Source organism: Mesorhizobium sp. WSM4898 (genome assembly GCF_029625845.1).
Taxonomy (GTDB): Bacteria; Pseudomonadota; Alphaproteobacteria; order Rhizobiales; family Rhizobiaceae; genus Mesorhizobium.
Genome location: NZ_JARTVQ010000001.1, coordinates 1,024,045 through 1,049,333, shown reverse-complemented (window position 1 = coordinate 1,049,333; position 25,289 = coordinate 1,024,045). Strand labels below are relative to the sequence as shown.

The 25,289-nt window shown below is 63.8% G+C and carries 22 protein-coding genes; 8 read left to right on the top strand and 14 right to left on the bottom strand.

Annotated elements, in window-relative coordinates; genetic code table 11:
* Nucleotides 1-73: 73 nt before the first annotated feature.
* The 3 genes from P9228_RS05080 to P9228_RS05070 all read left to right on the top strand — a co-directional run bounded on the left by P9228_RS05080 (nt 74) and on the right by P9228_RS05070 (nt 3,139).
* Complete coding sequence (locus tag P9228_RS05080) at nt 74-922, top strand: sulfite exporter TauE/SafE family protein (RefSeq protein WP_278052572.1); 849 nt, start codon at nt 74-76, stop codon at nt 920-922.
* Nucleotides 922-1,710 carry a TIGR02186 family protein gene (locus P9228_RS05075; protein ID WP_067322676.1) on the top strand — a complete coding sequence of 263 codons (789 nt, stop codon included), beginning with the start codon at nt 922-924 and terminating at the stop codon, nt 1,708-1,710. The genes P9228_RS05080 and P9228_RS05075 overlap by 1 nt, the downstream gene beginning before the upstream one ends.
* Before the next feature lie 172 nt (nt 1,711-1,882).
* Entirely contained in the window at nt 1,883-3,139 is a 1,257-nt protein-coding gene (locus tag P9228_RS05070; protein ID WP_278052567.1) for an Hsp70 family protein, read from the top strand.
* A gap of 12 nt (nt 3,140-3,151) precedes the next feature.
* Here the strand turns inward: P9228_RS05070 and P9228_RS05065 are convergent, their stop codons facing one another.
* Nucleotides 3,152-4,060: a LysR substrate-binding domain-containing protein gene (locus P9228_RS05065; protein ID WP_127847160.1), complete on the bottom strand. Its 909-nt coding sequence runs from the start codon at nt 4,058-4,060 to the stop codon at nt 3,152-3,154.
* A 123-nt stretch (nt 4,061-4,183) separates the two neighbouring features.
* Between P9228_RS05065 and P9228_RS05060 the strand changes: the two genes are divergently transcribed.
* Genes P9228_RS05060 through P9228_RS05045 form a run of 4 tightly spaced genes read left to right on the top strand, consistent with a single transcriptional unit; the run spans nt 4,184 to nt 8,948 of the window.
* Nucleotides 4,184-4,342: a hypothetical protein gene (locus P9228_RS05060; protein ID WP_164749258.1), complete on the top strand. Its 159-nt coding sequence runs from the start codon at nt 4,184-4,186 to the stop codon at nt 4,340-4,342.
* Entirely contained in the window at nt 4,339-7,269 is a 2,931-nt protein-coding gene (locus tag P9228_RS05055; RefSeq protein ID WP_278052563.1) for a molybdopterin oxidoreductase family protein, read from the top strand. The genes P9228_RS05060 and P9228_RS05055 overlap by 4 nt, the downstream gene beginning before the upstream one ends.
* Nucleotides 7,266-8,000: a 4Fe-4S dicluster domain-containing protein gene (locus P9228_RS05050; protein WP_278052562.1), complete on the top strand. Its 735-nt coding sequence runs from the start codon at nt 7,266-7,268 to the stop codon at nt 7,998-8,000. The genes P9228_RS05055 and P9228_RS05050 overlap by 4 nt, the downstream gene beginning before the upstream one ends.
* A gap of 12 nt (nt 8,001-8,012) precedes the next feature.
* On the top strand, nt 8,013-8,948 hold the full coding sequence (locus P9228_RS05045; protein ID WP_278052561.1) for a DmsC/YnfH family molybdoenzyme membrane anchor subunit: 936 nt from the start codon (nt 8,013-8,015) through the stop codon (nt 8,946-8,948).
* Nucleotides 8,949-8,955: 7 nt separating this feature from the next.
* Here the strand turns inward: P9228_RS05045 and pdeM are convergent, their stop codons facing one another.
* The 5 genes from pdeM to P9228_RS05020 all read right to left on the bottom strand — a co-directional run bounded on the left by pdeM (nt 8,956) and on the right by P9228_RS05020 (nt 15,149).
* Nucleotides 8,956-9,672, bottom strand: coding sequence for a ligase-associated DNA damage response endonuclease PdeM (pdeM, locus tag P9228_RS05040; RefSeq protein ID WP_095782905.1), 717 nt, complete (start codon nt 9,670-9,672; stop codon nt 8,956-8,958).
* 16 nt (nt 9,673-9,688) lie between these two features.
* A complete protein-coding gene (locus P9228_RS05035; protein ID WP_278052558.1) occupies nt 9,689-12,220 on the bottom strand; it encodes a ligase-associated DNA damage response DEXH box helicase in 2,532 nt (843 codons plus the stop codon).
* A 229-nt stretch (nt 12,221-12,449) separates the two neighbouring features.
* A complete protein-coding gene (locus P9228_RS05030; RefSeq protein WP_278052557.1) occupies nt 12,450-13,310 on the bottom strand; it encodes an NlpC/P60 family protein in 861 nt (286 codons plus the stop codon).
* Nucleotides 13,311-13,353: 43 nt separating this feature from the next.
* Nucleotides 13,354-13,710: a MarR family winged helix-turn-helix transcriptional regulator gene (locus tag P9228_RS05025; RefSeq protein ID WP_278052556.1), complete on the bottom strand. Its 357-nt coding sequence runs from the start codon at nt 13,708-13,710 to the stop codon at nt 13,354-13,356.
* A gap of 74 nt (nt 13,711-13,784) precedes the next feature.
* Nucleotides 13,785-15,149 carry a leucyl aminopeptidase family protein gene (locus P9228_RS05020; protein ID WP_278052555.1) on the bottom strand — a complete coding sequence of 455 codons (1,365 nt, stop codon included), beginning with the start codon at nt 15,147-15,149 and terminating at the stop codon, nt 13,785-13,787.
* A gap of 122 nt (nt 15,150-15,271) precedes the next feature.
* On the opposite strand from P9228_RS05020, the gene P9228_RS05015 reads away from it, so the two are divergent.
* Nucleotides 15,272-16,099 carry a tetratricopeptide repeat protein gene (locus P9228_RS05015; protein WP_095799347.1) on the top strand — a complete coding sequence of 276 codons (828 nt, stop codon included), beginning with the start codon at nt 15,272-15,274 and terminating at the stop codon, nt 16,097-16,099.
* A 186-nt stretch (nt 16,100-16,285) separates the two neighbouring features.
* On the opposite strand, the gene P9228_RS05010 is transcribed toward P9228_RS05015, so the two are convergent.
* From P9228_RS05010 to P9228_RS04975, 8 genes are all read right to left on the bottom strand, one after another.
* Nucleotides 16,286-17,302, bottom strand: a complete 1,017-nt coding sequence (locus tag P9228_RS05010) for a type II secretion system F family protein (protein WP_066996444.1) — start codon at nt 17,300-17,302, stop codon at nt 16,286-16,288.
* A gap of 13 nt (nt 17,303-17,315) precedes the next feature.
* Nucleotides 17,316-18,329, bottom strand: coding sequence for a type II secretion system F family protein (locus P9228_RS05005; protein WP_066996441.1), 1,014 nt, complete (start codon nt 18,327-18,329; stop codon nt 17,316-17,318).
* 131 nt (nt 18,330-18,460) lie between these two features.
* A complete protein-coding gene (locus P9228_RS05000; RefSeq protein ID WP_067324583.1) occupies nt 18,461-19,960 on the bottom strand; it encodes a CpaF family protein in 1,500 nt (499 codons plus the stop codon).
* A gap of 30 nt (nt 19,961-19,990) precedes the next feature.
* Entirely contained in the window at nt 19,991-21,274 is a 1,284-nt protein-coding gene (locus tag P9228_RS04995; protein WP_278052887.1) for a CpaE family protein, read from the bottom strand.
* A 31-nt stretch (nt 21,275-21,305) separates the two neighbouring features.
* On the bottom strand, nt 21,306-22,043 hold the full coding sequence (locus P9228_RS04990; RefSeq protein ID WP_095799344.1) for a CpaD family pilus assembly protein: 738 nt from the start codon (nt 22,041-22,043) through the stop codon (nt 21,306-21,308).
* Between the two features lie 14 nt (nt 22,044-22,057).
* Nucleotides 22,058-23,587 carry a type II and III secretion system protein family protein gene (locus P9228_RS04985; RefSeq protein ID WP_095799343.1) on the bottom strand — a complete coding sequence of 510 codons (1,530 nt, stop codon included), beginning with the start codon at nt 23,585-23,587 and terminating at the stop codon, nt 22,058-22,060.
* Nucleotides 23,584-24,396, bottom strand: a complete 813-nt coding sequence (gene cpaB, locus P9228_RS04980; RefSeq protein ID WP_067324575.1) for a Flp pilus assembly protein CpaB — start codon at nt 24,394-24,396, stop codon at nt 23,584-23,586. The genes P9228_RS04985 and cpaB overlap by 4 nt, the downstream gene beginning before the upstream one ends.
* Before the next feature lie 274 nt (nt 24,397-24,670).
* Complete coding sequence (locus tag P9228_RS04975; protein ID WP_095799342.1) at nt 24,671-25,189, bottom strand: prepilin peptidase; 519 nt, start codon at nt 25,187-25,189, stop codon at nt 24,671-24,673.
* Between the last annotated feature and the right edge of the window lie 100 nt (nt 25,190-25,289).

The following is a 25,289-nucleotide window of genomic DNA, read 5'->3' as shown; positions in this document are numbered from 1 at the left end:
GCGTCGCTTCCGCGACGGCTTGCCACAGATTTGCCTGTTAACTGATTGAGACGGTTTTCGTTTCGGCGCGGCGGTGGGCTTCCTGTCGGGCATGTTCGGGGTCGGCGGCGGCTTCCTGATCACGCCGCTCCTGATCTTCTACAACATCCCGCCGGCGATCGCGGTGGCCACGGGGGCCAACCAGGTCATAGCCTCCTCCTTCTCCGGCGCGCTGTCGCACTTCAAGCGCGGCACGCTCGACTTCAAGCTCGGCGGAGTGCTTTTGGCCGGCGGCATTGTCGGCTCGACCGCCGGCATCTATGTCTTTGCGCTGCTGCGCCGGCTCGGCCAATTGGACCTCTTCATTTCGCTGCTCTACGTCGCGCTGCTCGGCACCGTTGGCGGGCTGATGCTGGTCGAGAGCGTCAACGCGCTGCGCGCCTCGCGCAGCGGCGCGGCGCCGGTGCTGAAGAAATCCGGCCAGCACAACTGGATCCACCGGCTGCCGTTCAAGATGCGCTTCCGCGCCTCGAAGCTGTTCGTCAGCATCATCCCGGTGCTCGGCCTCGGCGCGGCAATCGGCTTCCTGTCGTCGATCATGGGCGTCGGCGGCGGCTTCATCATGGTGCCGGCGCTGATCTACCTGCTCAAGGTGCCGACCAACGTCGTTATCGGCACCTCGCTGTTCCAGATCATCTTCACCTCGGCCTACACCACGCTGGTGCATGCCACGACGAACCAGACGGTCGACGTGATCCTGGCCTTCCTGCTGATGGCGGGCGGCGTTGCCGGCGCGCAATATGGCGCCAAAGCGGGCCAGCGGCTGCGGGGCGAGCAGTTGCGGGCGCTTCTGGCGCTGTTGGTTCTGGCCGTCGCCATCCGCCTGGCCATCGACCTCTTCGTGACGCCTCCCAATCGCTATTCGCTCGCGGGCCTGACCTGATGGGGCCGTTGAGAGCGTTCGCAGCCGCCATCCTGTCGCTCGCTGCCGCAGCACTGCCGGCGGCGGCACAGACGCCGGCGACGGAAAGCATCCAGATCGGCCTGTCGACCGACGCCATTTCGATTACCGCCGGGTTTTCCGGCGCTGACCTCACCATTTTCGGCTCGCTAGAAAATCCCGATCCGCTGATCGCGCGCCAGGGACGCTACGATGTCATCGTCGTGCTGGAGGGTCCCGCCCGCCCCGTCGTCGTGCGCCGCAAGGACAGGGTGCTCGGCGTCTGGATCAATCTGGAATCGGAGACTTTCGAGAACGTGCCGGTATCCTACTCGGTGGCGACGACCCGCCCGCTGCAGGACATCACCGAGCCGAACAGCTACAAGCAGCTGTCGCTCGGCGCTTCGAACCTCTACATGCAACCGGCCGAGCCCAGCGACAGCCCGATCACGATCGAGGAATTCACCTCGGCACTTCGCGAGCGCAAGACGGCGACCGGCCTTTACAGCGAGAATGTCGGGGGCGTCCAGTTCCTGTCGCAGAACCTGTTCCGCGCCACCGTCCGGCTCGCGCCCAACATCCCGGTCGGCACCCATAAGGCACGCGCCTTCCTGTTCAAGAGCGGCATGTTCGTGAAGGAGAGCTCGGCCCAGCTCGAAATCCGCAAGTCCGGTTTCGAACAGTCGATCTTCCGCGTCGCGCACGACTATTCCTTCCTCTACGGCGTGTTCGCCGTGTCCCTTGCCATGCTCACCGGCTGGCTCGGACGCATCGTTTTCCGCAAGGATTGACGTTTTTCGCGCGAATGAGGGTTCCCCTGTTCCCGGATTTGGGATAAGTCGCCGCCTCCCAACTCGGGGACAAGCACACATTCAATTCGGCAGAGCGGTCCGGCGACCGGGTGACGGCGCGTTTTTCGACGCCGGCGATGCGCTGCGACGAAACCAATGACAGGAGGCTGCTATGCATCCAGCATTCGGCGGCATCGATTTCGGCACGTCCAATTCCACAGTGGGCGTGATCCGCAACGGCCGGGCGCAACTGGTGGCGCTGGAGGGCGAACAGCCCACTTTGCCGAGCGCCGTCTTCTTCAACTTCGAGGACGGCCACACCTGTTTCGGCCGCCGCGCAATCGCCGACTACACCGACAGCGTGGAGGGCCGGCTGATGCGCTCGCTGAAAAGCGTTCTCGGCAGCTCGCTCGCCAACGAGAAGACGCGCATCAAGGCGCGCCTGATCGGCTTCACCGACATCATCGGTTTATTCATCAGCCATTTGAAGAAGCGGCTGGAAGAGGATGCCGGCGGCCCGGTCGAACGCGTCGTGCTCGGCCGCCCCGTGCAGTTCGTCGATGACGATGCCTACGCCGACGCTAAAGCGCAAAGCGAGCTTGAAAAGGCAGCGCGCGCGCAGGGCTTCAAGCACATCGCCTTCCAGTTCGAGCCGATCGCGGCCGCACTCGACTACGAACAGAATGTCGCCCGCGAAGAGCTGGCGCTGATCGTCGACATGGGCGGCGGCACCTCCGACTTCTCGATCGTGCGCGTCTCGCCGGAGCGCGCCCGCTCGGACGACCGCAAGGGCGACATATTGGCCAATCGCGGCATCCATATCGGCGGCACGGATTTCGACCGGCTGCTTAGCATCGCCCATATCATGCCCGAGCTCGGCTATCTGACCCCGACCAAGGACGGCAAGCGCAATCTGCCGGCAAGTTATTTCATCGACCTCGCCACCTGGCAGCGCATCAATCTCATTTACACCGCGAAGGCGATGTCGGATTTGAAGCAGATCCGCTTCGAAGCCGAGCGCGCCGATCTCGTCGACCGCTTCATCCACATTGTCGAGCATCGTTACGGCCATGCGATGGCCGGCCTGGTCGAACGGGCCAAGATCGCGCTGACAGAACATTCCTGGGCCGAGGTGAAGGTGTCGCTGCCCGGCGTACGCTTCGCGGCCGGGATCACGCGCGCCGGCCTGGAAGAGACGATCGGCGGCGATATCGAACGGGTGGCCGCGACGGTCAGGCAAACGATTGCCGACGCAGGCGTTCCCGCTTCGGCCATCACCGCTGTGTTCCTCACCGGCGGTTCGACGGCGATCCCGCTGGCAAAGCGGCGGATCCTTTCGCTGGTGCCGCAGGCCTCGGTTATCGAAGGCGATATGTTCGGCTCGGTCGGGCTTGGGCTCGCGCTTGATGCGCGGCGCAAATTCGCCTGACGCTTCCTTGCTCTAGCCCCTGCCCGTTGACGGCGCGTCCTGCTTGCCGGTGAGATGCGCCTTGAGCGCCATTTGCGCGAGGCTCGCCTGCCGGTCGCGATGGGTAATCATGGCGAAATCGCGTTTCGGCAGAACGACCGGCACGGATCGCAAGCTGCCTTCCGCCAGCGAGCGCGCAATGACGAGCTCGGAAATGATGGTCGCGCCGGCACCAGCCTCCACCGCCTGACGCACAGCCTCGTTGCTGGGCAGAACAAGAAAGATCTGCAACTCGGCCGGCGGAACCCCTTCACTGCGCGCGAAATCCTCCAGCGCCTCGCGCGTGCCCGACCCGCCCTCCCTGATGATCCAGCGCAACGACCTGATGTCGAGGTTTCCCGCCGGCGTCATCGGAAGCTCGGGATGTGAGCCCGCCACGACCAGCATGGGGCGATCCTCATCGACCGTGGCGCGCCGCAATATGTCGGACTCGGTTCGGCCTTCGACCAGCCCGAAATCGGCCCGGCCGTCCAGCACATTGGTTTCCACTTGCCGCGTGTTGCCGATGGTGACGCTCAGGCGCACCGCCGGATAGGCCTCGTGGAAGGACGCCAGGCGCCTCGGCAGCCAGTAGCTGGCGATGGTCTGACTGGCCGATATCGACAGGCTGCCGGTGATGGTCTGGGAAACATGCTCCAGCACGTTGTGGGCAGCCGCTGCCCGTTCCAGAACAGCCTTGGCTTCGGGCAGGAAGCGGTGGCCGGTCTGCGCGAGCTCGATGTTGCGGCCGACCCGGTTGAACAGCCGCACGCCATGATGGCTTTCAAGCGCGCGGATGGCGGCAGAGGCGGCCGATTGCGAGATGCCGAGCAGGTCGGCCGCCTTGGTCATGTGGCCATGCTCGGCGACGGCGACGAAGATGCGAAGCTGATCGAGGGTCATGGCCAACTAAGAAGCAAAATCGATCGGAATTACAAGAGCGGCTTGTTAGACAGATCAATCGCTTTGTTCTAACTTTTTACCCGAGCTTGGAAAAAATTGGCCGTTCTGCCGCCAAGGTTGGAAATGATCGGGCGCTTCAAATCCCTTTTCGCGCATTGGAGCCGCCAGCTGAAGCGGCAGCTCGCCGGCGACCGCTACCATCCTGAGCTGCACTATATGCGCGGGCCCGGCCCGAAGACCAAGGCCAAGATGGCAAGCGACAAGAGCGTTCGCGGATCATGAGCCTAGCTGAACCACGCGGCGCAAACTCCGCGCCCTCGCAGCGGCCGCTGGCCGACAGCCAGGCGCCTGACGAAGGCGACGGCGTCGAGACCTCGCCGAGCGTGTCCGACCGCATCGCCAAAACCACCTGCTACATGTGCGCCTGCCGCTGCGGCATCGACGTCCACATCAAGGACGGCAAGGTGCGCTACATCAACGGCAACAAAGACCACCCGGTGAACCGGGGCGTGATCTGCGGCAAGGGCAGCGCCGGCATCATGCAGCATTACAGCCCGGCGCGGCTGAGGAAGCCGCTGCTGCGCACAGGGCCTCGTGGCTCCGGCGAGTTTCGCGAGATCGAATGGGACGAAGCGCTCACCATCGCCACCGAGCGGCTGTCGGCGGTCCGCCGCACCGATCCGAGAAAGCTTGCCTTTTTCACCGGGCGCGACCAGTCGCAGTCGCTGACCGGCTGGTGGGCGAGCCAGTTCGGTACGCCCAACTTCGCCGCCCATGGCGGCTTCTGCTCGGTCAACATGGCGGCCGGTGGGCTCTACTCGATCGGCGGCTCGTTCTGGGAGTTCGGCGAGCCCGACTGGGACAATACGAAATACTTCATGCTGTTCGGCGTCGCCGAGGATCACGATTCCAATCCGATCAAGATCGGCCTCGGCAAGCTCAAGGCGCGCGCCGCCAAGGTGGTGTCGATCAACCCTTGCCGCACCGGTTACAACGCGATCGCCGACGACTGGATCGGCATACGACCCGGCACGGACGGACTGTTCGTGCTGGCGCTCGTCCATGAGTTGCTCAAGGCCGGCCGCATAGATCTCGACTATCTGCTGCGCTACACCAACGCGCCGGTGCTTGTCGTACAGGAGCCCGGTTCCGCCGATGACGGATTGTTCATGCGCGATGATGACGGCAACCTGTTGGCTTGGGACAGGGTGGCGAAGGCGCCCGTCAATGCCGCCGATCCGGATGCCAAACCAGCACTGACCGGCAGCTACACGGTCAATGGCCGCCGCTGCGCACCGGTATTTCAGCTGATCGCCGACCGATACCTGCACGAAAGCCATTCGCCGGAGGCGGTGGCGGAGCGCTGCGGGGTCGGCGCCGACACCATCCGACGGATCGCGGCGGAGCTGGCGCATATCGCCTTGGAGCAGGCGATCGAGCTGCCGGTCGCCTGGACCGATTGGGCCGGCCGCCGGCACGAGACGATGAAGGGCCGGCCGGTGTCGATGCATGCCATGCGCGGCATCTCGGCCCATTCCAACGGCTTTCATACTTGCCGCGCCATCCACCTGCTGCAGGTTCTGCTCGGCACGGTGGACGTGCCCGGCGGCTTCCGCTTCAAGCCGCCCTATCCGCGTTGCGCGCCGCCGGGGCCAAAGCCCGCAGGCAAGAACGTCCGCCCGATGACGCCGCTGGAGGGTATGCCGCTCGGCTTCGTCTCAGGGCCCGACGATCTGCTCGTCGACGAGGTCGGCACACCGATCCGCATCGACAAGGCCTATTCCTGGGAGGCGCCGCTTGCGGCCCACGGCCTGATGCACAGCGTCATCCGCAATGCCTGGGCCGGCGATCCTTATCCGATCGACACGCTGATGATGTATATGTCGAACATGGCCTGGAACTCCTCGATGAATACCGTCGAGACGGTTCGTATGCTCACCGACAAGGACGAGGCGGGCGACTACAAGATCCCCTTCATCATTTATTCCGACGCCTATTATTCCGAGACGGTGCCGTTCGCCGACCTGGTGCTGCCCGACACGACCTATCTCGAGCGGCACGACTGCATCAGCCTGCTCGACCGGCCGATCAGCCATGCCGACGGGCCGGGCGATGCCATCCGTCACCCGGTGGTGCAGCCGGACCGGGATGTCCGGCCGTTCCAGTCGGTGCTGATCGAGCTCGGCGCGCGGCTCGGCCTGCCCGGCTTTGTCAACGAAGGCGGTTCGGCGAAATACCGCGACTATGCCGACTACATCGTCAACCACGAGCGCACGCCCGGCATCGGCCCGCTTGCCGGCTGGCGCGGTAAGAACGGCGACGCGATCGGCAAGGGCGAGGTGAACCCGGACCAGTTGCAGCGCTACATCGACAATGGCGGTTTCTGGCACCACGGGTTCGCCGACGACCAGCGCTATTACAAGATGGGCAACCGCGCCTATCTCGACTTTGCCGTGCAGATGGGATTCATCTCCAAGGCCGATCCGATCATCTTTCAGCTCTATTCGGAGCCGATGCAGCGCTTTCGCCTCGCCGCGCGCGGTCATGGCAAGGTGCAGCCGCCGGAGGCCGAGCGCGACCGGATCGAAGCCTATATGGACCCGCTGCCGTTCTGGTACGCGCCCTTCGAGGACGACGCCGTCGATCTCCAGAAATATCCGCTGCATGCGCTGACGCAGCGGCCGATGCACATGTACCATTCCTGGGGCTCGCAGAATGCGTGGCTGAGACAAATCACCAGCCAGAACCGGCTGTTCGTGCACCGGGAGACCGCAGCGAGGCTTGGGCTGGCCGACGACGACTGGGTGTGGATCGAAAGCATCAACGGCCGCGTGAAGGGGCAGATCAAGCTGATCGACGGCGTCAACCCGGACACGGTCTGGACCTGGAACGCGATCGGCAAGCGGCGCGGCAGCTGGGGCCTGAAGGACGACGCCGCAGAGAGCAATCGCGGCTTCCTGCTCAATCACATCATCGGCGACCAGACCGCAGCCACCGTCAAGGGCAAGCGCTATTCGAACTCCGACCCCGTCACCGGACAGGCGGCATGGTTCGACGTGCGCGTGCGTATCGCCAAATGCGCCGCGGAAGAGGCCGGCTTCACCGAGCCGCAATTCGAGCGCTTGCGGCAGCCGCCAAATTTCGAGCCGTCACCGGATGTGCTTCGCTTCGGCGATGGATTCCGCATAAAAAGGGAAGCCGCCGAATGACCTGCCTTCCCGCCCAAACCGAGAAGAAGCTCGGCCTCGTCATCGACCTCGACACCTGCGTCGGCTGCCAGGCCTGCGTTACCGCTTGCAAGGAATGGAACACCGGCGGACACATGGCGCCGCTGACCGACATCGAGCCGTATGGCGGGCGTGTCGACGGCGTCTGGTTCAACCGCGTGCACAGCTATGAGCACACGACCGAACATGGCGGCCGCACGGTGAACTTCCCGCGCTCCTGCCTGCATTGCGAGCAGCCAGCCTGCGTCACCGTCTGTCCGACCGGCGCCTCCTACAAGCGCGCCTCCGACGGCATCGTGCTGGTTGACGAGGACAAGTGCATCGGCTGCAAGCTGTGCAGCTGGGCCTGTCCCTATGGCGCGCGCGAATTCGATACGGATGTCGGCGTGATGAAGAAATGCACGCTGTGCGTCGACCGCATCTACAACGACAATCTGACGGCAGAGGACCGCGTGCCAGCCTGCGTCGCCGCCTGCCCGACCAGCGCCCGGCATTTCGGCGATCTGGGCGATCCCGCCTCGGCAATCTCGCACCTGGTAGACGAGCGTGGCGGCGTCGAGCTGATGCCCGAGCTTGGCTACAAGCCGACCAACAAATACCTGCCACCGCGTGCCCGCACCGAGCGCGCGGCGAAGGTCGACGCGCCGGCGCTGGAACCGATCCGGGCCGACGGAGGCTTCCTCGGCTGGATCGACCGCATGCTTTCGAACTGAATTCACGCAGCCATGCATCCCGCCTATTCCGTCGTTTTCTTCACCACCGCCACCGGGGCCGGTTACGGCCTGCTGGCGCTGCTCGGCGTTCTTGGCGGGCTGGGATTCATCGCGCCCGATTTCTGGCTCGGGCTGGTCGGCATGGCGCTTTCGCTTGGCTTGATCGCGGCCGGCCTGCTCTCCTCGACCGGCCATCTCGGCCGTCCTGAACGCGCCTGGCGCGCCTTCTCGCAATGGCGAAGCTCCTGGCTGTCGCGCGAAGGGGTCGCCTCGGTCGCGACCTTCATCCCGGCCGGGCTGTTCGGCATTGGCTGGGTGCTGATGGGCAAAAGCGGCGGTTGGGTCGCCATCGTTGGTCTGCTGGCTGCCGCCGGCGCCGTCGTGACAGTCTGTACGACCGGAATGATCTATGCCTCGCTGAAACCGATCGCGCAGTGGCACAGCCGTTATACTTTGCCGGCTTATCTTATCTTCTCGGTAATGACGGGTGGCTTGCTGCTCAACGGCCTGCTGCGAAGCTTCGGCACCGGATCAACCGTGGTTCTGGTCGGCGCGCTGCTTGCCACGCTCGCAGGGTGGGGCTGGAAGCTTGCGACTTGGCACTACAACGACCGGCTGGAAATCCCGACCACGGCCAACACGGCGACCGGCCTGGCCGGCGGCACGGTGCGGTCCATCGAATGGCCGCACACCGAAGAAAACTACCTGCTCAAGGAGATGGGTTTTCGCATTGCGCGAAAACATAGGGCGAAGCTGAGGCGCATCACGCAGGTGCTGGCCTTCGCCGTGCCGGCCATCTTGCTCGTGATCGCCTTCGCCTTGCCACGGCCTTTCGCAGCAGCCGCATCACTGCTTGCAGCGTTCTTTCAGTTCGCGGGCATGCTGGTCGAACGCTGGCTGTTTTTCGCCGAGGCAAAGCACACCGTCACGCTCTATTACGGCAGATGAAGCCGCTTCAGCCCGGCCGCAGCATCGAGCCGGAAATGGCAAAGATGCGCTCCGCACCCAGCATGTAGGCAACAAGCGTTTCCAGGCGGAACAGTCCGGCATAGGCGCGGTCGAGCACGTTGAGCGAGCCGGTATAGGCGCCGAAGGCCGGCATGATCATGCGGCCGCCGTCACCGGCGAAACAGCGCCGCCTGACCGAGCGCCCGCGCTGGACGATGCGGGCGCAGGGATGCAGATGGCCGGCGATCTCGCCCTCCACCCGCAGCTTGGATGGCTCATGGCGGAAGACAAGCGAACCGATGGCGAGTTCCCTCACCGTCTCGCCAGGCAGGTCGGCGGGAGCATCCGGATCATGGTTGCCGGCAACCCAGAACCAGTCGCGGCCGGCCATCATCGCCTCCAGCCGCTCGCGGAAGCTTAGATGCATGCGCTCGGCGCCGCCGCCGTCGTGGAAGGAGTCGCCAAGGCTGACAACGATCCGCGGACCGTAGTCGGCGATCACGGCCTGCAGCCGCAGCAAGGTCGCACCTGTGTCATAAGGCGGGATCAGCGCGCCGCGCCTGGCGAAAGACGAGCCCTTTTCGAGATGCAGGTCGGAGACCGCAAGCAGCCGCAGATCGGGGAAATAGAGCACGCCGCGCCGGTCGCAAACCGCGCGTTCGCCGGCGATGCCGACGAAGTCGGCCTCGGCGACCAGCGTTGCGCGCGACAGCGAAAAATTCATCCCCTCTTGCCTTCTCTCAGTCGGCCATCTTCGGCCCCATGGCCTCTTCAACGAGGGTGGCGGCATCCATCAACAGCGTTTCATCCGCCTCGCCATGCACCGGCATCTTGCCGATTTCGAGCATGATCGGCACGGCTAGCGGCGATATCTGTTCCAGGTCCTTATGCACGATTCGACCGCGGATGCGCGAGAGCATCTCGGCAAGTCTGCTGACATCGAGCAACCCGGTCGCTGCATCGGCACGCGTCGCCTGGAGCAGGATGTGGTCGGGCTCGTGGCTGCGCAGCACGTCATAAATCAGGTCTGTCGAGACGGTGACCTGGCGGCCGCTTTTCTCCTTGCCGGGATGACGTTTCTCGATCAGTCCGGAAATCAGCGCGCAGTTGCGGAAGGTGCGCTTGAGCAGCCAACTGTCGGCAAACCATGCCTCGAGATCGTCCCCGAGCATGTCCTGATCGAAGAGCGCAGCCAGCGATGGTTTTTTGTTTTTGAACATCCAGCCCATGTCGGCCAGCGACCAAATCGCCAACGCATAGTCGGTGGCAACAAAGCCGACCGGTTTGGCGCCCGCTCGATCCAGGCGGCGCGTCAGCAGCATGCCCAGCGTCTGATGCGCGAGTCTGCCTTCGAACGGATAGGCTACAAGATAGTGCCGGTTTCCGCGTGGAAAGGTTTCGATCAGCAGATCGTCCCGTTTCGGCAGGACGGATTTATCGGCCTGAAACCGCAGCCAATCGGCCACCTGCTCGGGCAGCTTCTTCCAGCGCTGCGGATCGTCGAGCATGGCGCGCACCTGCTCGGCGAGATAAGTCGAAAGCGGGAATTTGCCGCCGCCATAGTAGGGGACCTTTGCTTCGCTTCCGGGAGCATTCGACACGAAGCACTCATTGTCGCGGATACCCTCGAAGCGCAGAACCCTTCCGGCGAACATGAAAGTGTCGCCATAGGTCAAGGTCTCGAGAAACGCTTCCTCGATCTTTCCCAAGACTCTGCCGCCGCGCGAGGCCGCGCCCTTGCTTCCAGCCTGGACGTAACGAACGTTGAGGGCCGGCACTTCGATGATGGTCCCGACATTGAGCCGGTACTGTTGCGCCACGCGGGGATTGGATACTCGCCACAAGCCTTCCTTGGTTTGGCGGATACGGGCGTAGCGCTCGTAGTTTCTCAGCGCGTATCCGCCGGTGGCGACGAAGTCGATGACCCGGTCGAATGTCGGGCGGTCTAGGCTGACATAGGGCGCAGCCGATCTCACCTCGTCAAACAGCGCGTCGGCGTGGAACGGGGCACCGCAGGCGCAGCCGAGCACATGCTGCGCCAGCACGTCGAGCCCGCCATTGACCAAAGGCGGCGTGTCCTGCGCGCCGAGATAGTTGGCGTCGAGCGCGGCACGGCATTCAAGCACCTCAAACCGGTTGGCCGGGATCAGGATCGCCTTCGATGGCTCATCCATGCGGTGGTTGGCGCGGCCGATGCGCTGTGCCAGGCGGCTGGCCCCCTTCGGCGCGCCGACATGCACGACCAGATCGACATCGCCCCAGTCGATGCCCAGGTCCAATGTCGAGGTGGCGACGATAGCGCGCAAGGCGTTTTCGCCCATCGCCTTCTCGACCCGCCGCCGCTGGGCGACGTCGAGCGAGCCGTGATGCAAGGCGATCGGCAACGTGTCGTCGTTGACGCGCCACAGCTCCTGAAACAGCAGCTCGGCCTGGCTGCGCGTGTTGACAAAGAGCAGCGTCGTCTTGTGCCGCTTGACCTCGTGATAGATCTCCGGAGTGGCGTAGCGGGCGGAATGGCCAGCCCATGGCACCCGCTCTTCGGAATCGAGAATGGAGATGTCGGGCTTGGCGCCGCCTGTCACGACGATTAACTCGGACATGGCCTCAGGGGAAGCCTGGCTGACCAGCCAGCGCCGCAACTCATCCGGCTCGGCGACCGTAGCCGACAGGCCGATGGTCTGCAGCTCAGGGACGAAGGTGCGCAGCCGCGCCAGGCCTAGCGCCAAAAGATGCCCGCGCTTCGAGGTGACGAGCGAATGCAATTCGTCGAGGACGACATAACGCAAATCCTCGAAGAAGCGCCTGGCGGCGGCGGAGGCAATCAGAAGAGCGAGCTGTTCGGGCGTGGTGAGCAGGATGTCGGGCGGTGCGAGCTGTTGCCGCTGGCGCTTGTGCGAGGGCGTGTCGCCGGTACGGGTCTCGATGGTCACCGGCAGTCCGATCTCCTCGACCGGCTTGCCGAGATTGCGCTCGATGTCGACGGCCAGCGCCTTCAGCGGCGAGATGTAGAGCGTGTGGATGCCACGATGCGCAGCACCGGGCTTGCGGCGCGGACGTCTGGCGAGCTCGGTAAGCGAGGGCAGGAATCCGGCCAGCGTCTTGCCGGCGCCGGTCGGCGCGATCAGCAGCGCCGATTGGCCGGCTTGAGCCTTCGCCAGCAGTTCGAGCTGGTGGGCGCGCGGCGACCAGCCTTTTGCAGCGAACCATTTTACGAACGGCTCGGGGAGAAGGACGGCGACATTCTGTTCGGCGAGGCGCGGCTGCTCTGTCACGCGCAAAGAGGTAGCGCGCTGGCAAGCGATCGCCAAGGAAAATCGGAACAAAAGGGGATCATTCTTCCCCTCTCCCCGTGTGGGAGAAGGTGGCCCGGCGCGCAGCGCCGAGACTAATGAGGGTGATCCAGCTTGGCGCTACTTACCCCTCATCCAGATTGCCAGCCGACTTGCGAAGAGCAAATCGGGGCAATCCGACTTCTCTCCCATGGGAGAGGTTAGGGCGGCGCTAAGGCCTGCGGAACCCGGTCGGGCCGCCATAGAGATAGCCGATCCGCTCGACGGCATCCTTCAGCCCTTCGCGCGAGACCAGCATCGTGTGGCCATTGGCGTGGATCATGTCCTTCGCGTCGGTCATGATCGCGACGTGGCCCTTCCAGAAGACGAGGTCGCCGCGCTGCAGCCCGGAATACTCAGTGCGCGGCTCGAGCGGCGTCCCGATCGATGCCGCCTGCATGTCGGAGTCGCGCAGCACATCCTTGCCGGCCATGCGCATCGACAGTTGCACGAGGCCGGAGCAGTCGATGCCGAAGCCGGAGACGCCGCCCCAGAGGTATGGCGTGCCGAGGAAGCTTTCGGCGACCGTCACAAAGTCGTCTGCAACCTCGGCGAGCGGCCGCAGATGGCGGGCAATGACGGCCTGGCCGGATGGCAGCAGCGCGTAGTGCGTGCCGCGCGTTTCGGCGGAACCCGTAACCGTCACCGCGGAGCCCATCGACAGTTGCCCGCCGATCGGGAAGCGCAGGTCCGGTCCGGGATAGAGGAAGGTGCGCGGCACGGAGACGATGTGGGTGGGCGCATGCTCACGTGCGCCGAGTACATTGTCGGCGGCATAGCCGACATAGCCGTCGCGCTCGGCCTGCACCCAGGCCCAGCCTTCCGCAACCTCGAAGACCAGCACGTCGTCGCCGAACAGCGCCTGCGTGTTGATGCCGGCATCGGGGCGCGGCGCCTTGCGCAGGTCGGCGACGGCGGTGGTGATCCGCGCCGGGCGGCCGGCGACAAAGCGATCGGCGGCGACTTCCCCCTTCAGCCTGGCATCGGCGAGATCGGAACGAAAGGCGTGAAGGCGGGCATCCCTGGCGGTCAAATCGGTAGTCCAGTCAAATGGGTTAATCGGTCAAACAGACGAGTTATCGGTCAGATGGCAGCCCATGCGCCTTTGCGACGATACCATCGCCGAAGCGCTCGACAAAGAGCGCGCCCTCCACGGTGCGCCGGATCAGCACGTTGCGCTTGTCGAGCTCGTCGCGGTGGCGCGAGACCAGCTTCAGCGCGCCCATCGTGTCGAGCGCGCGGGTAATGACCGGCTTGGTGACGTTGAGCCTCGCGGCCAGCCCGCGCACCGTATGCGGCGGCGGATCGAGGTAGATGGTGAGCAGGATGGCGGTCTGGCGCATGGTGAGGTCGGGCGCGTCGTCGCGCACCTGCGACAGCAATACCTGCTGCCACAGTCGCAAGGCCTGGCTCGGGCGCATCGAGATCGACATTTGCCAAGCATGACGGCAAATTGTTTCGCTTCCGTTTCAGTCCGCGGCGGCTTTTGCCAGTTTTCTCGTCACACTCACCCGAAGCGCTTCGAGATCACTCGTTCCAGCGCGCGAATGCCTTGCGCTTCACCCCCGGTCAAGCCGTATGGGCGATCACTCGGGTTCCAGGCGAAGATGTCGAGATGCGCCCATCCGGGCGTCTTCTCGACAAAGCGCTTGAGGAAGAGCGCCGCCGTGATCGATCCGGCGAAGCCGTCCGTCGTGACATTGTTGACGTCGGCGATCTTCGAGGAAAGCTTCGCGTCATAGGGACGCCACAGCGGCATGCGCCACAGCGGATCCTCGACAGCAAGCGAAGCCGCAGCCAGGTCGGACGCCAGTGCCTCGTCGCCGGTATAGAAGGGCGGCAGATCGGGGCCGAGCGCAACACGGGCCGCTCCGGTCAAGGTCGCCATGTCGAACAGCAGGGCCGGCCTTTCCTCGTCGGCAAGCGCCAGAGCGTCGGCCAGCACCAGCCGGCCTTCAGCATCGGTGTTGCCGATCTCCACCGTTATGCCCTTGCGGCTCCTCAGCACGTCGCCAGGCCGGAAGGCATTGCCGGCGATCGAATTCTCGACCGCAGGGATCAGCACGCGCAGCCGCACATTCCGTTTCGCCGCCATGATCATCGAGGCGAGACCCAGCACGTTGGCGGCGCCGCCCATGTCCTTCTTCATCAGCAGCATGCCCGACGACGGCTTGATGTCGAGGCCGCCGGTGTCGAAGCAGACGCCCTTGCCGACCAGCGTCACCTTCGGCGCGTCGCTCGGGCCCCAGGTCATGTCAATCAGCCTCGGCGCGCCGGCCGAGGCGCGGCCGACAACATGGATCATCGGAAAATTCCGCGCCAGGAGATCGTCACCCTTGACGACGGAGACGTCGGCGCCGTGCCCGGCTGCCAATGCCTGGACGGCCTCCTCCAACTCATCCGGCCCCATGTCGCTCGTCGGCGTGTTGACGAGGTCGCGCGTCAGGAAAATAGCCTCGGCGGTGCGGCGCACATGCGCGCCGTCGGCGCCCGACGGCAGCACGAAGCGCAACGCCCTGCCGGGTTTCTTACCGTAGCGGGTGAAGGCGTAGCCGCCGAGGACGACGGCCAGCGCCGCAAGATCGGGCGCTGGCAGCTCCTGGGCGAAATGCCATTCGCCCTCGGGCAGCGACCGCGCCAGGGCGCCCACGGCAAGCTGGCTCTCGCCGTCGCCGGTGCCGAACAGCGCGCCGGCGAGACCGCCACCTTCGGCCGGCAGAACGAGCGTGCGGCCCGCCTCGCCGGAAAAGCCGTTGGCCCGTGCCCAAGCGATGACGGAAGGGGAAGGGCCAGTGCCGTCGAGGCCATCCTTTCCCACCAGGTAGACTGGCAAGGCTGCTTCCGGTTTCTGGTCAATAAGTTCGACAGGCATTCGATGGTCTCCGGCCGGCACGGCGAGTCGGCTTCTTAACGATCCGTTAGGGTTAACAGAATATTTCTGTGGGAGGGAAGACGGCCAGCTTAATGGCCGCGCAGGAATGGAGATAGGCGCCGATGCCGATCAAAGCGTTGACCTTCACAAGCAAGCGTCTGGTCACCACGGCATTGATGGCGGTGCTGGCGGCCAGCGTGGCCGGCTGCGGCAGTACCAGCAAGTTCACGACCGGCTCCATTTCCCGCTCCGACAACCGGCCCCTGGAAACGATGTCGGCCAGCGAACTGCACAGCGCCACGACCAGGCTCGGCGAATCCTACGCCAGGAACCCGAACGACAAACGCATCGCCACCAACTATGCCGCGGCGCTGCAGATGGATGGCGACGCCGACCAGTCGCTGGCGGTGATGCGCAAGCTCGCGATCGCCTACCCCAAGGACCGCGACGTCCTCGCCGCCTACGGCAAGGCGCTTGCCGCCAACGGGCAGTTCGAGCAGGCGCTCGATGCGGTGCGCCGCGCGCAGACGCCGGAATATCCGGACTGGCGCCTGGTTTCGGCGGAAGCCGCCATCCTCGACCAGATGGGGCAGCGGGACGAGGCACGTCAGGACTACCGGAAGGCGCTCGAGCTCAAGCCGAACGAACCCTCGATCCTTTCCAATCTCGGCATGTCCTATGTGCTGGAGGGGGATCTGCGCACCGCCGAGACCTATATGCGCTCGGCCGCGCAGCAACCCAACGCCGACAGCCGGGTGCGGCAGAACCTGGCGCTGGTCGTCGGCCTGCAGGGTCGTTTCGACGAGGCCGAAAAGATCGCCTCGCAGGAGCTTTCGCCGGAGCAGGCGCAGGCCAATATCGCCTATCTGCGCCAGATGCTTGCGCAGCAGAATGCCTGGAGCCAACTCAAGGATCAGGACAAGGGCAAGGCGAAGGTCGCGACCAACTGACTGCCCGGCACCTACAGAGGTCATCGTTCTACGGAAACCGCGAGTTGCTCTAGCTGTTTGTTTTTTCCGCAATTCCGGACGGAAAACCGTTACACACTTTTCCTGGAATTGCTTCAAGGCTGGGCCAGACAGCAAAGCCGCGCGGCGCCTGCCACGCGGCTTCTGTCATGACTTCGATGGCTTCGCCTATTGGCTGCTGGAATTGTGCTGATCGCCAAAGATGCCGCGCTGGCTGACCTGGATGCCGGCCGGCCCTAGAATGATGGCGAACAGAACCGGCAGGAAGAAGAGGATCATCGGCACGGTGAGCTTCGGCGGCAGTGCTGCGGCCTTCTTTTCGGCCGCATTCATACGCATGTCGCGGCTTTCTGAGGCGAGCACGCGCAGCGCATGCGCCACCGGCGTGCCGTAGCGCTCCGCCTGGACCAGGGCCTGGGTCACCGCCTTCACGGAATCCAGGCCGGTGCGGCTTGCCAGGTTCTCGTAAGCGACCCTGCGGTCCTGCAGATAGGAGAGCTCGGCATTGGTGAGCACGAATTCCTCGGCGAGGGCGACGGACTGAGTACCGATCTCGTCGGCGACCTTGCGAAGCGCTGCTTCCACCGACATGCCGGATTCGACGCAGATCAGCATCAGGTCGAGCGCGTCCGGCCACGCCAGTTGGATCGACTGCTTGCGCTTGGTGGCGCGGTTGTTGACGTAGAGGATCGGCGCATAGAAGCCGCCATAGGCGACAAGAATGCAGACGAACAGCTTGATGAAGGCAGGCTGCTGCGCCAGACCGCCGAGAAGGAACAGATAGATCGCCGCGAGCGCGAATCCGACGAAGGGCAGGATCAGACGAAAGAACAGGAAGCGCGTCAGCGGATTCTGGCCGCGGAAGCCCGCGACTTTCAGCTTCTGCAGCGTGCCTTCGTCGGCAAGCGCGCGCTTGAGATCCAGCCGTTCGACGATGTTGCGCATGCCGATCGACTGTTCCTCGCGCAAACCCTTGCGGCGGCGATCGGCTTCATTGGCGAGCCGCTGACGCTGCTTGGCGCGCAGCTCATCACGCTCGAGCGCCACGGTTTTCATGCGCGCCTTGAGCTGATTGCCGCCAAGCGCAGGCATGAGCGTGAAGACGGTCGCAAAAACCGCGATGCCGACCAGGAGCGCGATAAGAAACGAAGGATCGGTTAGCGTCTTGACGACCTGGTCTGTCATTGGATCCGCGTCCCTACACTTCGAAGTTCATCATCTTGCGCATCACCAGGATGCCGATCGACATCCAGACGCCGGAGCAGCCGAGGATCAGATTGCCGACGCTGGTGGTGAATAGCGGCATGATGTAGTTCGGACTTGTCAGATAGACGAGAAAGGCGACGACGAACGGCAGGGCGCCGATGATGACGGCGGATGCCTTTGCTTCCATCGACAGCGCCTGTACCTTGGCCTTCATCTTCTTGCGGTCGCGCAGCACGCGCGAAAGGTTGCCCAGCGCTTCGGAGAGATTGCCGCCGGCCTGCGACTGGATCTGGATGACGATGCCGAAGAAGCCGGCCTCGGTGCATGGCATGGTCTCGGACATGCGCATCGTGGCATCGGGGATCGACATACCCATCTGCTGGGAATCGACGATACGGCGGAATTCGGAGCGGACCGGCTCCGGGGATTCATTGGCGATCAGGCGGATCGCGTCGTTGAGCGGCAGACCAGACTTCACCGCACGCACGATGATGTCGAGGGCATTCGGGAATTCCTCCAGGAAGGCCTTCACCCGGCGCGCGCGACGAAACGAGACGAACCAGCGCGGCAGGCCGAGGGCTCCGGCCAAGAGAGCGCCGGGCAGAACCAGCAACGGCGCGCCGGCAAGAAAGGCGAGGATCGTAAGCACGATGCCGCAGATCACCGAGTAGATGTAGAAGCGCTCGAGGGAGACGGTCATGCCGGCCTGGCGGATCTGGGCCCTCAGCGGCGGTTTCTTGACGTTGCGGTCATTGGTTTTCTGCTTTTCATCGAGCTGCTTGAGCGAATCCTGAAGCGTCTTGCGCCGTCTGACCGCTTCCGCGGCGCGGTCGCGCGTAGCCTTCACCACCGATCGGTCGGTCTCGGCCGTCTTGATCGTTTCAAGGCGCTTGCCGGCCTGCTTCTCGTTATCGATGCGCTTGAACAGGAAGGCATAGGCTATCGCGCCGGCGCTGAGGCCCGCGAGCACGACGAAAGCCAGAACCGTGGTGTCAATTCCGAACATCGACCGGGGCCCCTACACCTCCAGATGCACCAGAGCGGTTCAGCTTTTTACAAAAGCGCTGACCCGCTCTAAGTATTTGTTTTTACGCAATTCCGGACGGAAAACCGCTACGCACTTTTCCTGGAATTGCTCTAGTCAGCGCGTTTCTCCATGGCCTCGAGCGCGTTGGCGAGGCGCTGCTCCTCGCCATAGTAGCGGGCACGATCCCAGAAATGCGGCCGGCCGATGCCGGTGGAGACATGCTCGCCGATCAGACGGCCGCTCGCGTCCTCGCCCTTGATGTTGTAGAGGACGAGGTCCTGGGTGATGATGACGTCGCCTTCCATGCCGATCACCTCGGTGATGTGGGTGATGCGGCGCGAGCCGTCGCGCAGACGAGCCGCCTGGATGATCACGTCCACCGAGCCGACGACGATCTCGCGCACCGTCCTCTGCGGCAGTGAATAACCGCCCATGGCGATCATCGATTCAATACGGTTCAGGCATTCGCGCGGGCTGTTGGAGTGGATCGTTCCCATCGAGCCGTCATGGCCGGTGTTCATCGCCTGCAGAAGGTCGAACACTTCCGGTCCGCGCACCTCGCCGACGATGATCCGTTCGGGCCGCATGCGCAGGCAGTTCTTGACGAGATCGCGCATGGTCACCTCGCCCTCGCCTTCGAGATTGGGCGGCCTGGTTTCGAGACGCACCACGTGCGGCTGCTGCAGCTGCAGCTCGGCCGAGTCCTCGCAGGTGATGACCCGCTCCTCGCGATCGATGTAGTTGGTCAGGCAGTTGAGCAGCGTCGTTTTGCCCGAGCCGGTACCGCCCGAGATGACGACGTTGCAGCGGACGCGGCCGATGATCTTCAGGATCTCCGCGCCTTGCGGCGAGATGGCGCCGAACTTGACCAGCTGGTCGAGCGTCAGCTTGTCCTTCTTGAACTTGCGGATGGTGAGCGCGGTGCCATCAAGCGACAGCGGCGGCGCGATCACGTTGACGCGCGAGCCGTCGGGAAGGCGCGCGTCGCAGATCGGGCTCGATTCGTCGACGCGGCGGCCGACCTGGCTGACGATGCGCTGGCAGATGTTGAGCAGTTGCTGGTTGTCGCGGAAGCGAATGCTGGTCGGTTCGACCTTGCCGTTGACTTCGATGTAGACGTTCTTTGAACCGTTGACCATGATGTCGGCGATGTCGTCGCGCGCGAGCAGCGGCTCCAGCGGCCCATAGCCGAGCACGTCGTTGCAGATATCCTCGAGCAGCTCTTCCTGCTCGGAGATCGACATCGCGAAATTCTTGATCGCGATGATGTCGTTGACGATGTCGCGGATTTCCTCGCGCGCGCTTTCCGGATCGAGCTTGGCGAGCTGCGAAAGATCGATCGTGTCGATGAGCGCGGAAAACACCTGGCTCTTGGTGTCATAGTAGGTTTCGCTGCGCTCGCGCTGGACCCTTTTCGGCGGCTCGGGCGCCATCGGCGGCGCCTCCACCGGACGGCGAACGGGGGACGCGGCGGGCGTGCTCGGCGCGGGCGCGGCCGGCCGATCGACAGCGATCGTCCCAGCCGGAGCGGGAGCGGCCGGAGGAGGTGCTGGCGGACGGAATTCGGGAGCTGCCCGGCTGCCGTCGTCTGTGCCTCTTTTACCAAACATGATCGACTACCCGATGCCGCTCAGTGAGCGTCACTTCTTGCTGCGTGAAAGCTTGCCGAGGATGGCGCCAAGGCTTGCCTTCTTCTTCGCCTTGATCTCGCTGCGCCCTGTCAGCACATGCGCTATTTCGTTGATCGTGCCGACGATCGGACTCTTGGCGTCCATTTCGCCGAGCATGCGGCCGTTGTTGGCCGCGTTGCCGAATAGCAGCGGCTCGAAATTGATCACCGCCATCGGCGAGATGCCGAGCGGTTCGGAAAAATCCGATGCCGCGATCTCCGGTCGTTTGGGAACGCCCGCCTGATTGATGATCAGCTTCGGCGGCGGATCGTTCGGACGCAGCCGCTTCAGCATGTCGACCATATTCTTGGTGTTGCGCAGATTGGCGAGTTCTGGCGTGGCCGTGATGACGATCTCGTCGGCCTTGATCAGCGTGCTCTTGGTCCAACCGCTCCAGACGTGAGGGACGTCGAGCACGAGCAAGGGCGCGCTGCGCTGCGCCGTTTCGATGACCTGGGAGAAGGCGTCCGGATCGAAATCATAGACGCGCTCGAGCGTGGAGGGTGCCGCCAGCAGCGACAAATGCTCGGCGCATTGCGCGAGCAGCCGGTCGAGATAGACCTCATCGACGCGCTCGGGCGAAAACACCGCCTCGGCGATGCCCTGCGCGGGGTCCCGGTCGAAGTTGATATTGGCGGTGCCGAAGGCGAGATCGAGATCGGCGACGACGACTTCGGACTTGAACAAGGACGACATCGCCCAGGCGACGTTGTGGGCGATCGTCGAGGAGCCGACGCCGCCCTTGGCGCCGATGAAGGCGATGGAGCGGCCGATCGGATCGGACTCGGGATCGACGAATATCGACGAGACGACGCTGACGATATCGGTCATCGAGACCGGCGCGATGACATATTCGGAAATGCCCGAACGGATAAGCTCCCGGTAGAGTCCGACATCATTGTAATGGCCGATGACCACGACCTTCGAGGTCGGATCGCAATATTCGGCGAGCTGAGCGAGCTGCTCCAGCAGCTGTTTCGGCTCGCTGCGCGATTCCAGCAGGATCAGGTTTGGCGTCGGCGCCGACTGGTAGAATTCGATCGCGGTGGCGATGCCGCCCATATGGACCTTGAGATGGGCCTTGGCCATGCGACGATCCTCGCCGGCGCGCCCGATCGGATTTGCGACGCCTTCGGTCTCGCAGAAAGCCTGGATCGAGATGCGCGGCACCGGGCGCAGCGCCTGCATGGCGGCGATGTCCTGTTGCGAAAGATCGCCGGGATCCGCAGGCGTGTCGTAGGCAAGGTTGCTCATCGTCATGCTCTTTCCGTGATCCGGCGCGGGCTCAGTAAGTCACTTCCGAATTGCCGAGGAACTCATCCGAAATGCCTCTCGCCCGGTAGACGTCGATCACCGCGCCGCGATTTTCGGCATCGATGTCGGACTGCTTGCGTGGCCCGAGCAGATCGTTGGGATTGGCCATCTGGGCGGCGAGGTTGTTCTGATAGGAGCACCCGAAATCGGCGTAGTGCTTGTTCTCGGAAGTCTGGGTCAGATCCTCGGGCCAACGCCCGCATTTGTCGGTCTGTGCCCTCACCGCCACGAAGGCCACGCGGACCGGCGCCGAAGCCTCGGGCACGGCCGACTGATAGGAGGTCATGATGATATTGTTGCGCTTGACGCCTGCGGCCATCGCAAGCCTGGCGAAATCGCGGCTCGCGGCCTGAGCGGCGGCCTGGTTCGCGGAACCAACCGGGGCCGCGATCGTCAGCGCCGGCGCGGCGCTCCTGTCGTAGCCGTCGAGGAAGCCGAGCAGAGTGTCGCGCTGCGAAGCCGTCATGCCGCGATCACCGGCGCCGACCGGGAGGTCGATCTTCTGGTTCTTCTCGGCGATAACGATCGGATGATTGGTGCGGTAGTCGTCCGGAATGGAGCCCACCGTCACACTGTCGCGATGGAAGTTGGCGCATCCGGTGAGCGACGCCGCAAGGGCGATCGCCAGGACCGGAGACGCCCCGCGGAATCGTCCGCGGCCGGATTGTGCCGCTGCGATCGTCATCGCCTTCGTTGTTGAGTTCGACATGTCCGCTTTCCCGCTCACTTGTAGATGAAGCCGACGACGCCGTGGTAACGGCCAGGTGGCCTATCGGTCTGCATGGTGCCGTAGACGCGATTGACGCGACCGAGGAACATGCCGGCGCCGTCGCTCGGCGCATTGAAATTATCGTCGGGCTTGGCCAATTCGTTGCGCGCCACTGGCCGCGCCAGATAGGGCGTGATGATGATGACGAGCTCGCTCTCGTTGCGCACGAAGTCGCGGCTGCGGAAGAGCGCGCCGAGGACCGGAATCTTGGTCAGTCCGGGCAATCCATTGACGGCCTGCCTGACGTCGTCGCGGACAAGGCCTGCGATCATCATCGAACCGCCGGAAGGCAGTTCCACCGTCGTATCGGCCAGGCGCTTACGCAGCGACAAAGCGTTCATACCGGGGCTTGTCCCGCCGTCGGACAGCGAAACCGATCCCTCGGTTGTCGGCTCGGAAACGGCAGTCCGCACCTTCAGGCTGATGCGGCCGGGTGACAGGACCACCGGCTGGAACTCCAATCCGATGCCGTATTCGATTTTCTCGATGGAATAGGTCTTCAGACCCGTCTGGTTGTCGGTGGAGACGTTGGCCGAAACGCTGTTCACCATGTTGTATTCGCCGCCGACCTTGAAGGTCGCCTTCTCGCCGGACACCGCAGTGAGCGTCGGTTCTGCCAGTGTCTTCATAACGCCGGCCGATTCCATGGCATTGATGTAGGCCTGGATCGAGGACGTCCCGACATTGAAGCTCGAGTTGGACAGCTGCTTGCCGAGGCCGGTGAAATTGTCGCTGAGAGCGCCCCAGGAAATGCCGTTGCTGCCGCCGTTGCCGATCATATTGACGCCGAGCTGCTTCATCACCGAGCGGCTGACTTCCGCAACCGTCACCTTCAGCGTCACCTGATCGTCGCCGATGATCTGCAGCAGATTGACGATCTTGGAGACGCGGCGCTCCTGGTCGGGATTGTTGATGTCGACGCCGCCATTGGCGGACCCGCCGGCGGCCGTCTGTGAATATTGGCCAGTCGTCGCTTCACCGCCCGAGACGAAGATGGTGGCCAGGTCGACGGCGCGCTTGGCGTCGAGCGGTGTATCGACATTTCCCGTGAGAATCACGTTGTCGTTCAGCAGTTCGACCTTGATCTGCGACGTCGGGAGGAAGCGCTTGAGATAGTCTTCCAGCCCGGCCACGTCGCGTTCGACCGCCAGGTCGAGACTGGCGATCTGCTCGCCGTTGGGACCGAAGACGAAGATGTTGGTTTCGCCGACCGCCTTGCCGAACAGATAGATGCGGCGCGCCGTGCGCGTCACTGCGTCGGCGACCGCGGGATTGGCGACGAGTATGTCGTAGGCGTCGCTCGGCAGGTCGATGACCACCGACTTATTGAGGCCGAGCTTGACGCGCTGCGAGGCAACCGAGGCCGTCACACCCGCTGCCCTGTTCGCGGCCTTTGCCTCGACGAGCCCAGGTGCATTGGTGCCGATCAGGAACAGGCCGATTGCGGCCGCCGCGATGACGGGCAGTTTGCCGATTAGCCTCATTTCCTTGCTCCCACTTCGGAAACCTGGCCCGACTTGATCAATCGCACCGTGCCGCGCCGGCCATTGCCGTTCACCAGATAGTCGGCCTCGCCCAGGTTCTTCTCATTCGTGTCGGTGATCGAACGCAGCGCCAGGGTCAGGCGGTCCGCCATCTGCTGCGCCACCGTGATGATCTCCGCCTGCTGCGGCGTTAGCTCCAGCGTCGCGGTCTGGCCGACCCTGGTCTTCTTGCCTTCCTCGTCCTCCTGGATGGTCTGGTCGATGGCCAGGACACGGATGTTCTTCAGGATGGTCTCGGTATTGAAGCCGCTGCCGCCATTGCTGGCGTCGGCCCGCCGGGTCATGATGACGTCGACGAAGTCATTGGGCAGGATGAAGCCGCCGGCGGACGTATCGGCCGATATGGCGGTCGCGACCGCGCGCATGCCGGACGGCAGGATCGAGGACATGAAGCTCTGCCCCTCGCCGACCAGCTTGGAGCGCCGCAACGGCTCACCGGCATACATGGCTACACGCGCCACCGAGCCCTTCAGCTTTTCGACTGCGTCCGGTTCGGCCGCACGGGTGATGAAATTGGCGTTGATGCCGCTCGCCGGCCACTGCTCCCACCTGATGTTGTCACCGAGCTGGCTGCCCATTGCGACATCGCCGGAAAGCGCTAGCACGTCCTGCAGCGCGATCGCCGGCTGCTTGGGAGCGTTGACGACGACTTGAGCCGGCGGCGCCACTACCATGTTCTTCGCGACATAACCCGCGCCACCCGCCGCGGCCACGGCCACGCTCAGAATAATCAGTCGGGATGCTGGCATTCGTCCGGACCCTTCGCCTCAAGGCAAACCACCTCGCCAAGCCGGACTTTGCAGCCGCAATCGTCAAAACAAGGTTAATGCAATGCTTACGATCGTGATTAATTTAACGTTTACTCAAATTGGACCGAACCGCCTTGCCGTTAACAAAAAAGGCGGCCAAGTGCCGCGAGAACCCTTGTCACAGAAACTGATTTTCCGAAGGCAACAAGCTGTTTGGTAGGCGTAAAGCCAGACTCCGAAGCGCACCGAGCGCATCTGAAGATGGAGATATGCTTTAGGTCGTGAGCCTATCCAGCGCCCAGACCATCAACGAAGAATCCGGAAAGGTGAGGAGCCCGCCAAGACCAAGCGCGACGCCATAAGGAATGCCTGCGGTCTCGTCGGCGAAATGGCGGAGAAAACGGTTGTGGCCGGTGTAAACCGCAAATGGCGATTTCCGGTAGGCCAGAATGGCAACCGTCAGCAGGCCGCCGATCAATGTCGAGGTGACTAGGTAGCCGATGAGATTGATGTTGAGCCCCATCCATACGGCGGTCGCGGCCAGCAGCTTGGCATCGCCTCCGCCCATGCCGCCGAGCGCGAACAGTCCGAACGTCGCGGCCAGCACCAGGGCACCTGCCGCGAAATGCCCGCCATAAATGGCCCAGTCCATCCCGGTCAAAGGAGCGACCAGAGCGAACGTCGCCACGAGCAGCACCGGCACGCGGTTGGCGATCGTCATCGAAAGCATGTCGGAGATCGCCGCAAACAGCATGCAGAATGGAAAGACGACGAAGATTACAGCTTCAAGCATGAGACAACACAATGCCGTGAGAAAAGTAACACGCCCAGTCTAGCCACACGCCATTAACGGTCGGTGAGTGCCGACGATCAAATTCGCGCGCAACCAGATG